7 protein-coding genes are annotated in these 11,970 nt (G+C 56.1%); 6 read left to right on the top strand and 1 reads right to left on the bottom strand.

Annotation, left to right across the window (positions count from 1 at the left end):
- Positions 1-4 precede the first annotated feature (4 nt).
- A complete protein-coding gene (locus OHL23_RS27145) occupies positions 5-3,670 on the bottom strand; it encodes a TonB-dependent receptor (RefSeq protein ID WP_263355197.1) in 3,666 nt (1,221 codons plus the stop codon).
- 306 nt (positions 3,671-3,976) lie between these two features.
- Between OHL23_RS27145 and OHL23_RS27150 the strand changes: the two genes are divergently transcribed.
- The 6 genes from OHL23_RS27150 to OHL23_RS27175 all read left to right on the top strand — a co-directional run bounded on the left by OHL23_RS27150 (position 3,977) and on the right by OHL23_RS27175 (position 11,970).
- Positions 3,977-5,230 carry a hypothetical protein gene (locus tag OHL23_RS27150; RefSeq protein WP_263355198.1) on the top strand — a complete coding sequence of 418 codons (1,254 nt, stop codon included), beginning with the start codon at positions 3,977-3,979 and terminating at the stop codon, positions 5,228-5,230.
- A 360-nt stretch (positions 5,231-5,590) separates the two neighbouring features.
- Positions 5,591-6,067: a nuclear transport factor 2 family protein gene (locus OHL23_RS27155; RefSeq protein WP_263355199.1), complete on the top strand. Its 477-nt coding sequence runs from the start codon at positions 5,591-5,593 to the stop codon at positions 6,065-6,067.
- Positions 6,068-6,475: 408 nt separating this feature from the next.
- Positions 6,476-6,859 carry a DUF7009 family protein gene (locus OHL23_RS27160; RefSeq protein WP_263355200.1) on the top strand — a complete coding sequence of 128 codons (384 nt, stop codon included), beginning with the start codon at positions 6,476-6,478 and terminating at the stop codon, positions 6,857-6,859.
- A gap of 232 nt (positions 6,860-7,091) precedes the next feature.
- A complete protein-coding gene (fdhF, locus tag OHL23_RS27165) occupies positions 7,092-10,082 on the top strand; it encodes a formate dehydrogenase subunit alpha (protein ID WP_263355201.1) in 2,991 nt (996 codons plus the stop codon).
- A 20-nt stretch (positions 10,083-10,102) separates the two neighbouring features.
- Positions 10,103-10,549, top strand: coding sequence for a hypothetical protein (locus OHL23_RS27170; RefSeq protein WP_263355202.1), 447 nt, complete (start codon positions 10,103-10,105; stop codon positions 10,547-10,549).
- Between the two features lie 65 nt (positions 10,550-10,614).
- Positions 10,615-11,970 (top strand): cytochrome ubiquinol oxidase subunit I, encoded by a 1,356-nt coding sequence (locus OHL23_RS27175; protein ID WP_263355203.1) that lies wholly within the window; start codon positions 10,615-10,617, stop codon positions 11,968-11,970.

The raw sequence follows: 11,970 nt of genomic DNA on the forward strand, positions 1-11,970 counted from the left end.
ATTATTACCAGTAGAACTTTCCTGCCCACTGGACAATTCTGCCGGGGAAGGCATTGGTGATTTGCCCAAAGCTGCTGGCGCATCCGGTTGCATTGGGATCGCAACCCGAGTAACTGGTTGACCCGGCCCCCGGCGCGTAGAAGTTTGGATGGTTGAATGTGTTGAATGTCTCGAAGCGGAATTGGGCTCGCATGGTTTCTCTGAAGTTCCAGTTCTTCGCCAGCACTGTATCCCAGTCCTGAAAGCGAGGTCCGCGAAGATCGGAAAAGTAACGGGGAGCGTCGCCGAATGAGCCATACGGAGCGTACGTGAAGGCGCCCGTGTTGAACCATTCGTGGATTGTGTGGTGCGACATCTTCGGATTCGCAATCACATCCGGTCGGGGATTGCCGCCATAAGAGGGTTGATCGTTGCCGAAGATGCCCAGCGGAATTCCAGCCTTGAAGGATGCGATTCCGGAAAGCTCCCATCCGCCCACTACGGCATCCGCAATGCGATTTATGCCCGAACCGACTGCCTTGCCCCGTCCGATTGGCAGTTGATAGGAGTAGCTTGCTACGAGCGATTGCGGAATATCGCCGCCATCGACGCTCTTGTCGGCCGCCAGGTTGTAGTTGTTGGCCGGCGTAACACCCCAGTTCGTCGGTCCGTTGTAGGACCAGGCGTTGTTCCCGGCGACATTGTCGAGAAACTTGGAGTAAGTATAGGACACCATCGCGGTGAGCCCCTTGCTTACCCGGTGGTTGTATGTGACCTGCAAGGCATTGTAGAGCGACTGACCAACGGGCGCGTCGGTCTGGGCGACCCCGCCATTACAATACTGCGGATAGGGCGAAAGCAACTGCGCGTTGGTCGCGGATGCGTTGTCGAGATTGCAGCCGCTGGGAGCAATCGATCCCCCTGCCTCCAGAGCTTTCAAGGGCGCAGCGAACGGATTGGAAGCCGCAGCCCCGCCCAGATAATTGGAACCCATGGGCAAGTAGGTGGGATTCAGCTGGTTGTAGTTCATGCTTCCAATCATGCGAACGCCGCGGTTGCCGATGTAGTCGATTTCGAGCTCGTCGCTGGGGCTGATCGCATACTGCACGCCTAGCATCCATTGCTGCACATAGGGAGAACGGCGGCTGGAGAAGGTGCTGGTAAGCCCGTTGCCGAGCTGTTGGTATTCCCCGTTTTTGTTGCCGGTGATCTGCGCGTACACACCGCCCCAGGGATTGCTGGTGCTGATGTTCGGGTTCGGGGTGACTCCCCCATCCAGGCTGGGGTTTATGTAAGTTGTGGCGGAGAACCCATCGGGGTCCGCCGGGAAGCAGCAGGTCACCGATTGCGGGAAGAAGATTCCATATCCGCCGTGGACTACGGCTTTTGCAATAGGCTGATACGAGAAGCCGACGCGAGGCGCTATGTTGGTGTAGTTCGGGTTGTAGACGTCACGATTTCCAGGGCTCAGAAACTCCAGGGCTCCAAGGACCGGCTGGCCAGCCGTATAGCTGAGGGGGTTCAACGCATTCGGGTTGAAGATCGAACCTTCGTTATTGCGATAGGTGTCCGGAGTTTGCACTTCGTAACGGAGGCCGAGATTGACTGTGAGGTTGTGGAATGGCCTCCAGTCGTCTTGCACATACTCGCCCAGGAGACGGTTAGAGACGGTGAGATTGTGGATTGTTCCAACACTTGTTCCGCCACCTGCGCTGTCCAGGACGCCGAGCAGCATCTGCGCTACTCCATTACCGTTGGCAAATCCCGAGCCGCTTAGAGGATCCGGGCCTGAGGTGAAATTTCCACTGAAGTCCAGGGTGGTCTGGTAGTAGAGCTTCTGACTATCCATCTGCTCGACTCCCATGAACCCGAAGTTCAGCGTGTTTTTGCCGTGAAGTTTGATGAAGTCTACACCCACTGTGCCGATGGGGCCGTGGTTGGTGACACCCTGCTGGTTCCCGGCCAACGGACCCATTGAGGACACGCTTCCTACATCGACGATCGGGAACAACGGGTATTGCGAGGTGAGGTAGGACGGGAGCCCGAGATTGCTGGTGGAGTTGAATCCGAACGACTGATTATTCGAGGTTTCATGCCACAGCTGGACGCCCGATGTGATGTTCATGGTGAAGGTCGGGCTGAATATCTGGGTGAGCCCGGCCCACGCTCCCCAGCGGTTGTTTGGCCGTTCATTGCCGGGGCCTGCAGCATCGGAACCCCAGGCCGCTGCGGCTCCGGTCTTTTCCTCCTGCTTGTATGAGTAACGGAAATAACCGGTGGCTTGGCTGCTGAAGTTGTGGTCGGCCCGAATGCTGTATTCATTCGAGCTTGCGGGCGCGGAAGCGGAGACGGTGTAATTATTGCCCGTTCCGGTGCAGGTTGGGCAGGGGTAGTAACTCAGCAGCTTTGCGCCAATGGGATCTGGCGCATAGCCAGCAAGGTTGGAGAGGATGTTGCCCTTGATTGGATCGCGGATGTACCCGGTTTGACTGGCCGTAAGGCCGGTAACTGGATCGACCGCGCCCGCGGTGATATGGCGTCCGCTGTGTGGATCGTAAATCTGCCCCAGAAGGATGGGCCGGCCGAGCGCGTCTGTTTTTCCGGTTGGAGCGCCCAGAATCTCGGAGAAGTTTCCGGCGCGGAAGTTGGCGTCCGGCACAGCATACTGGACTACGGTCGGAGTGGTTACAGTGAAGTGTTCGTAGAGGCCAAAGACGAAGGTCTTGTCGCGTTGTCTATACAGCCCGGGAATGTAGAGCGGTCCGCCTGCCGATACGCCCGTCTGGTTGCGAGTGAGGGACGTACTGGATGTCGAGAAGTAGTTCAAGGCATTGAGGCCATTGTCGGCATAGAACTCATACGCCGAGCCGTGGAAATTGCGCGTCCCCGATTTCGTGACGACGTTCACCACGTTGCCCGTGCTCCAACCGTACTGTGCAGTGAAGGAGTTGTTCTGGATTTTGAATTGCTGAACCCCGTCCACGGAAGGAACGAAGATGACGGCGCCCCACTCTGGGTCCGTATCCCATGAACCGTCAAGCATGAACGCGGTTGTTCCAAAGAAGCCACCGTTGAAATTCAGGAATGAGATGTCCTGGTCCGCATTATCGGTGGTGTTACTGCCGCCGCCCAACAGCATCTGGCTTTCCGACGTGTTGCTGACGGAAGAATTGAGAGTGGTGAGACCGTAGATGTTGCGCACATTCAGGGGCAGTTCGACGATCTCCTTGGCATCCAGGCTCGCCGCCACGTTCGAATTATCGGTGTTCAGTTCGGAAGCATCGGCGGTCACCACGACCGACTGCGATTCGGCCCCGATAGTCAGCGACACATTTTGTGTAGCGGATTCGGCCGCGTTGAGAGCTATACCCTTCTGCTCATACGTCTCGAATCCGTTGATTTTGATTGTCAATTTATAGGTGGCCGGCGGAAGTTGACTGAACGAGTACCGGCCACCTGCGTCCGTGATGAAGGTTCTATTGATTGCCTTCTCCGTAGCGTCCAGCGTTACGGAGGCGTTGGGCACGATCGCTCCCGAGGGATCGGAAACGACGCCGGAAAGCGTCGCCGTGGTGGTTGCGATCTGTGCATTACCCCATGGACTGGCCGTCGCCAGGATGGCGAGCAGAGCGGCAAATCCACTCCAATAGCCGAGAGAGCATAGTCTTTTTGTGTCGCGTCTGATTCTCAATGTGTAGCCTCCAAATTTGTGAATGAGACCCTGAGCACTCCAAACTCCACAGGCTCTGCAAGGCAAGTTTGGAAAGGCCTGCTGCGATTGGAACTTGGAGATCGATGCCCTTTGTAGGTGCCTCGACGGAAGGCTGTTAAGGTCCTTACGGCATCGGTCGGGGATTTCTTGCCGAAAAGAGATAATCCTTAACAGGTAAAGAACTCGTATGTTATGTATTTAGTTACACTTCCGAATTGCAGCCTCGGAGAACAGACAGGGTGCTCTTACGGAGATATAATCGCGTGGTCCAAGACGGAGCCATAGATGTTGGGAGAATCAGAAGCCAGCGAATATACATTATTGACCGAGTCGCAGAAAGATGCGATCCGAGAGCAGTTAAATCGCCTTCTCGCCAACCCCTACTTTAGTCACAGCAAGAGATTTCCCGCTTTTCTGCGTTTTGTAACTGAGCACACATTGGCCGGGGATGCGGAGAACATCAAGGAGCGGACCCTCGGGGTCGAAATATTCGGGAGAGACGCGAATTACGACACCGCTTCCGATCCAATCGTTCGCGTGACCGCAGCGGAGATCCGTAAGCGAGTGGCGCAGTATTATCAGGATCCCGCACATACGACCGAACTGCGCATCACTCTGCCATCCGGCTCTTACATTCCTCAGTTCCATTGGCCTAAGGGCACAAACGATCCTGTCTTAAAAGAGCTGGATCTGGCCGCGGTCGAGACCCTCACCGGCGGCGAGGCGACTCCTGAGGCCAAGCCGGTGATCGCTCACCGCCATTCCCTGCTCGTTCTTGCGCTCACCTGCGTCGTCGCCGGGCTCCTCTCGGTTGGTGGGGTTCTCTTTTGGCAAGCGATGCATCGCTCCGCTCTCGACTACTTCTGGCAGCCTGTTCTTACCACAAATGACCCGGTCCTGCTCTGTATTGCAGACCAGCTTCAGTATTCAAGTATCGTTCTTCGTCAAGCTGCCGACCCGACCCAGCGAGTCTCGCTGAACGACAAGCTTACCGCAATCGTGATGGACGATGTATTCGCTACCGTCAAGGTAGCGGGAGTCCTCCAGTCCCGAGGAAGACCCTACAGCCTGAAAAGCGAGGGCGCCACCGAACTGGAAGACCTGCGAAACGGACCGACTGTGTTTATCGGAGCATTCGATAACGCCTGGACGTTACGGTTGACCAACACCTTGCGTTATCACTTTGCGAACGATCAGGACATGACGAAATTAAGCATAGTCGACAGCAACGCCCCATCTCAGACCCGCTGGGTAGTCGACCGGTCAGTGCAAATGGCAACCAACAATTATCGCGACTATGCCATCGTGGCTCGATTTACAGACACCAACACTGGGAAGCTGGCTGTAGTCGTCGCAGGAATCGGCCGCGGCGGCACAATCGCAGCGGGAGAGTTTCTTACGGATGCCGGCGATTTGGCCCGGCTGCAGCGTGCGGCGCAGGAAGCAGGCAATAAGAAGAACATGGAGGTCGTGCTCAGCACACAGATTATCGACGGCGAGCCAGGTTCGCCGAAGATGGAAGCCGCTCACTTCTGGTAAGTCTCGACCTACAGAGGCCATCGCGATCCGCATTTGATCTGAGATGGCTGTGGTATCCAGCAGTAAGTCGCGATGATTCTGAGTGGCGGGATGGCGATGTGATAGACCGTACCATGAGTGCCCATTCGCAGAATGGAGCTATTCCCCGAATGGGGAATCAAGACTTTTCCCTCGTGATTCAGGCTCGCACTTTTGCGTCCGTAAATGCCTTGGTTTAGATCACTTTTTGGTTGGCTCAGCAGGCGATAATCTATCGGCGCGGTACCTTATACGAACACATAATAGGCAGGCGCATATCTTTACGCTAGCATCCGAATTGTGTTCTTGAGTTGCTACCACGGAAAGCCGAGGCACTTTCGCATGAACACGCAGCAAATCTTGCCACTTGTACCGCCCTTTACCGGAGAGATCGCGACACAGAAAGTGCGCAAAGCAGAGGACGGATGGAACTCACGCGACCCGCAAAAGGTATCTCTGGCATACACGATTGATAGCGTCTGGCGCAACCGGGCTGAATTCGTGAAGGGCCGTGAGGAGATTATCAAGTTCCTGACTAGGAAGTGGCAACGCGAGTTGGATTACAGGCTCATCAAGGAACTTTGGACCTTTGATTTGGACCGCATTGCAGTGCGCTTTGCATACGAATGGCATGATGATTCCGGCAACTGGTATCGCTCATATGGAAATGAGAACTGGGAGTTTGACCTGAGCGGCATCATGCATCACCGCTATGCCAGCGTCAACGACCTGCCGATTAAGGAAGCGGATCGAAAGTTTCACTGGCCGCAAGGACGACGCCCTGACGATCATCCTGGGCTCTCTGAACTAGGGCTCTAACTAGGGCCCAAAGAAGTCTCCCCCGACTGGGTGGCGGGTGTCTGATGGACGCGTGGGTGCTGCTCGCCTCGGTGCCATCCGGCCCGCCGCTCCGAATGCTTCACGCCTCGATAAGATAGCCGCCATGATGCGGCTCACATGTTGTACCAGAGGAGGGTCCCTTGTCTACATCAGTCAGTTATACGGCGAGTCCGTCATGTTGTCAGGATGGGCAATCTTCCAACTGTTGCGGAAAGCGCGATAGTAGGCACTCGATTCGATATGTCGATTTGGGACCTTCGAGCCGCGAGGCTTCAGCGAAGAAGGCGGTTTCGATTGCTTTCCTGGGCTTTTTCCCCGGCATGCCAATTCAACGTAGATCAAAAAGCGGGCCGCGCTTTTCAAAGCGGGAACAGAGCAGGTGGATCGATGAAACTTCGCATCAAGGGTAACTCGCTGCGGTTTCGCCTGAGGCAGACGGAACTGGCTGCGCTGGTTGACGCGGGGCATATAGAGGAGACGGTTTACCTGGGCTCTGAGCCGAACGCCAGAATGACATATGCGCTGGAACACCAACCGTCTTTGGGCTGCACAACGCTTCGATATCATGCGCCTGAATTGACGATCGTTCTCGCCACGGAGAACGTCAGAGCCTGGGCGGAAACCAAAGAGGTTGGAATTTACGCCATGATTGACCTTGGAGCGCACGGCTCTCTCGAAGTCGCTGTTGAAAAGGACTATGCCTGCCTGGACCTAAGCGATGGGGACAACATTGATACCTTCCCCAACCCCAACGAGGGCGCGGTTTGCTGACGAATTGCCCGTCACTCGCGGCACCGCAGAAGACACATCCACTTATAGCTAATAAGAATTTGTGTTTGGACGCAGGGGTTTCTGCACGAGAGACTTGAACTGGAACACGCGCTTTCCCGGCATAACACGGTGACCTTATCACGCACATCATGCATTAGCCATATATGACATGCAAGGGCGATAGGAGCCGAAACAGAACGAATACGGGCTGGACTGCTACGAGAGGACTTACATGAATAACGGCAACCACGGAAAAGACTCGAAGGCCATCGAGATCTCGATTGACGGAAAGATAATCGCTGCATCGGAAGGGGAACTTCTCGTCGAAGCCGTTCTTCGTGAAAAAGAGATTCCTCATATCTGCTATCACTCGCCACTGATGGGGCCGATCCAGACCTGCGATACATGCCTCGTCGAAGTGGGTGGAAAGCTTCAGCGGGCTTGTGGTACGAAGGTCAGCGCAGGCATGCAAGTGGTGACAGAATCCGAGCGCGCCAAGAATGCGCGTTCCGAAGCGTTCGACGTGATTCTTGGAAATCACATGCTGTACTGCACGGTATGCGACAACAACAATGAGAATTGCCGAGTTCACAATACGGCGCTTGCGTTGAATGTGCAGCATCAGCACCACGAGTTCAAGCCGAAGCCGTACGAAGTCGACATGTCCAATCCGTTTTACCGTTATGACCCTAGTCAGTGTATTCTCTGCGGCCAATGCGTTCAGGCATGCCAGACGGTGCAGGTTAACGAGACACTCTCGATCGGCTGGGAACTGGATCATCCGCGTGTGCTATGGGATGGCGGCATGCAGATTGGCGGATCCAGTTGCGTTTCATGCGGCCACTGCATCACTGTTTGCCCATGCAATGCGTTAATGGAGAAATCCATGCTGGGCGAGGCCGGGTTCATGAGCGGCATGCCGAAGACCGCACTGAACAAGATGATCGATGTAGTCAAGGCGATTGAGCCCGAAATGGGTTATGGCGCGATCATGCAGGTCTCACAGACCGAGTCGATGATGCGCGAGGAGCGCATCAAGAAGACCAAGACGGTATGCACCTATTGCGCTGTGGGCTGCAGCTATGATGTGTGGACCAAGGGACGCAATATCCTCAAAATTGTCCCGCAGCATGGAGAAGCGAACGAGATATCAACCTGCGTCAAAGGTAAGTTTGGCTGGGATTTTGTAAATAGCAAGGACCGGCTGCAATCGCCCCTGATCCGCGAAGGCAACGGCTTCCGCGAGGCGAGCTGGGAAGAAGCGCTGACGCTGGTGGTCTCGAAGTTCACCGAGATCAAGAACCAGTACGGCCCGGATGCACTGTCCGTGATCATCTCTTCGAAGTGCACCAATGAAGATGGCTACCTGATGCAGAAGTTCGCCCGTGCTGTGCTGGGGACAAACAATATCGACAACTGCTCGCGCTACTGCCAGGCCCCGGCGACGACCGGCCTGTTCCGCACGGTGGGCTATGGCGGCGACTCGGGATCGATCGAGAACATCGCGAAGTCAGGCCTGGTACTGATCATCGGCAGTAACACCGCCGAAGCTCACCCTGTACTTGCGACCCGCGTGAAGCGTGCACACAAGCTGTTTGGCCAGCGTCTGATCGTAGCCGATCCGCGTGAGCACGAGATGGCGCATCGCGCCGATATTCACTTCCGTCCGCGTCCGGGAACCGACCTGGTGTGGCTGTCGGCAATGAGCCGCTACATGATCGACAACGGCCACGCGAAGATGGACTTTGTGAATCAGTGGGTGAATGGCTTCGAGGAATATCGGAAAAGCCTTGAGCCCTTCACGATGGAGTACGCGGCAAAGACCTGCGAGGTTCCGCTGGAGACTCTTGAACAGGTCGCGAGGGAACTCGTCGCTGCAAGAAGTATTGCGATCCTCTGGGCGATGGGCATCACGCAGCATATGCGTGCTTCCGATGGTTCGACGGCCATCTCGAATCTGCTTCTGATTACTGGCAACTACATGCGTGACGAGGGCGGGGCTTATCCTTTGCGCGGCCATAACAACGTACAGGGAGCCGGAGACATAGGCGCAGCGCCGAACGTCTTCCCGGGCTACCAGCCGGTGAACGATCCTGAGATCCGCGCAAAGTTCGAGAAGGTGTGGGGTGTGCCTCTCCCGTCGGAGCGCGGCATGGACAACCACCAGATGGTGGACGGGATGGTCGAGGGCAAGATGCGGGCGATGTACCTGGCCGGCGAGGATATGATCCAGGCCGACTCGAACGCGAACCACGTCGCCAAGGCCTATGGGAATCTGGATTTCTTCGTCGTGCAGGACATCTTCTTCAGCGAGACCTGCCGCTACGCCGACGTGATTCTTCCCGCCGTCCCGGCCCTGGAAAAGGAGGGTACGTTCAGCAGCACGGAGCGACGGATCCAGCGGCTCTATCAGGCTCTGCCCGAGTTGGGAGACAGCCGCGCCGACTGGAAGATCACGCAGGACATTGCCAACCGGATGGGCGCTAATTGGAACTATACGCACCCGTCGGAAATCATGGCAGAGATGGCCTCGCTGACGCCGCTCTATGCAGGAGTAACCTTTGAGCGGCTCGAAGAGTACAAGACCCTGCAGTGGCCAGTGGCGGAGGACGGGACCGATCAGCCGGTGCTATACCTCAACGGCTTTCCCTTCCCGGACAACAAGGCGAAGTTCCATCCGCTCGAGTTCCGCGAACCGGATGAGGCATTGGACGAGGAGTTCGATCTCTTCCTCAACAACGGCCGCATGCTGGAGCATTTCCACGAAGGCAACATGACAAAGCGGGTTTCCGGCATTCATGAAGAGACACCGGAGCGGTATCTGGAGATCTCGGAGGAGTTGGCGCGGGAGCGAGATATCGAATCCGGTCAGTGGGTGCGCGTCACCAGCCGTCACGGAACGCTGAAGATCAAGGTGTTGGTCGCAAAACGGGTGGTCGGCCAACAGGTGTACCTGGGGCTATACTCGCCGAACGAAGGGCCGATCAACATCCTGACAGGATCGCATGCGGATAACGCGACGAATACACCGGCGTACAAAGAGACCGCGGTCAGGATCGAAGTGCTTCCGGAGAAGGGCAGCAATCCGCTCAAACCGCTGAACCCACGTTTCTCGGGCAAGCCGACCCCGCAGAACGGGGTCGAGGTGGAGCGCAAGTGGGCGCGCAAGGACTACCGCATGCCGGGCACTCAAGCGCTTGTTCAGATTCAACCAAGCAGATAGTAAGAAAGGCAGGAAGAGCAATGGCAATTGCGGTTGAGTTTCGGGAGTTCACGCCGAGGAATTCCCGGAACGATTTGATGCGGCGGCTGGAGCAGGCACCCGAGCAGCACGTGGAGGCTATCCTGTCCGCTTACGACTTGTTGCAGCGGATGCATGAGAAAGGTTTGATCGACATTGCAAGCGGGCTCCTTAGCGCCGGCAATACAGTCATCGAGCGAGTAGCCGACGTAGCCAGCTCAAAGCAGGTCATTACGGCGCTGCGGCTGGTGCTGATGGTCACTAATCTACTCGATAAGATCGATCCGGACCAGATAGCTGCAATTCTATCGGCCCCGGAACGCAAACCGCATTCGCTCCTGACGATCGGGAAGGAAGCGATGAGCGAGGATGCGCGCGTGGGTTTAGCCACCGCAGTGCGTGTACTCAAAGTTCTTGGATCGTCCCTTCGCGAGGAAAAGCTGGCTTAGGGCCGGCAGAATCCAGGTCAGTCAGTCCCCCACTTATGCATTCCCTGAACGGGCTTGGGAGCTACATGGACATCTTAACGCTGCACAGAATCCACTTTGCCTTTACGATCACGTATCACTATCTCTTTCCGCAACTGACGATGGGCCTGGCGCTGCTTATCGTCGTGCTGAAGACGCTTGCGTTGAAGACAGGAAAAGAACACTATGCAATATCGGCGCGCTTCTGGGCGAAGATATTTGCTATTAACTTCCTGCTTGGCGTTGTGACTGGAATTCCGATGGAATTTCAGTTCGGAACGAACTGGTCGGAGTTCTCGCGCAGGACCGGCGGCGTGATCGGGATGCCAATTGCGATGGAAGGCATTTTCTCGTTCTTTCTGGAGTCCGCATTTCTTGGGCTTTTTCTTTTTGGGGAAAAGCGATTGCCGCGCTGGGCGCATTGGTTGTCTGCGTTTCTGGTCTTTGTCGGTTCGTGGATATCGGGATTCTTCATCATCATCGCCAACGCATGGATGCAACATCCAGTCGCTTATCAGTTGCTGCCGAACGGCGTGTATGAAGTTAGCAGCTTTTGGGGTCTTATGCTCAATCCGTGGGCATGGCTGGAGTACGCCCACAACATGTCCGGAGCGGTGATTACGGGCGCCTTCGTCATGTCCGCGGTGGGCGCGCTTTACCTGCTACAGCGCCGCGATGAAGAGTATGGACGCACCTTCCTGAAGCTGGGCGTCATCGTTGGTCTGATCTCCTGCGCCACCCAGATCTTCCCGACCGGCGACATGCACGGCAAGTATCTGGCCGAGCATCAACCTGCCGCAATCGCCGGCATGGAAGGCCTCTTCCACTCCGAGAAGGGAGCGGCCATGGTGGTGCTGGGACAGCCGGACTTCGAACACGAGAAGATCGACAATCCCCTCGCGGTCAACAAGCTGCTCAGCTTCCTGATCTACGGAACCACATCGGCTGAAGTGCAGGGCCTTGACCAGTTTCCCCGCGACCAATGGCCGACCACACTGCCGCTGCTCTTCTACGCTTATCACATCATGGCAGGTCTCGGAACCTACTTCGTCGGCATCATGGGACTTGCCGGATTGCTGTTATGGCGCGGCAAGCTGTATAAGTCACGATGGATTTTGTGGCCGATTCTGCTTAGCTTTCCGTTGCCGTATATCGCGAACACGGCCGGTTGGATGTGCGCGGAGATCGGCCGTCAGCCCTGGCTTGTTTATGGACTGATTCGGACCTCGCAGGGTTACTCAACGCATATCGGCGTGGGCACGAGTCTTTTCACGCTACTGGGATTTCTTGGGATGTATTCGGTCCTTTCGATCTTGTGGATTGTCCTTGTCTATAACTTCATTCAATCCGGCCCGAAGGCGCCTCATGAAGCGGTTGCCGGCCAGAGCTTTACGGCGGCATAG

Source organism: Acidicapsa acidisoli, from assembly GCF_025685625.1.
GTDB lineage: Bacteria > Acidobacteriota > Terriglobia > Terriglobales > Acidobacteriaceae > Acidicapsa > Acidicapsa acidisoli.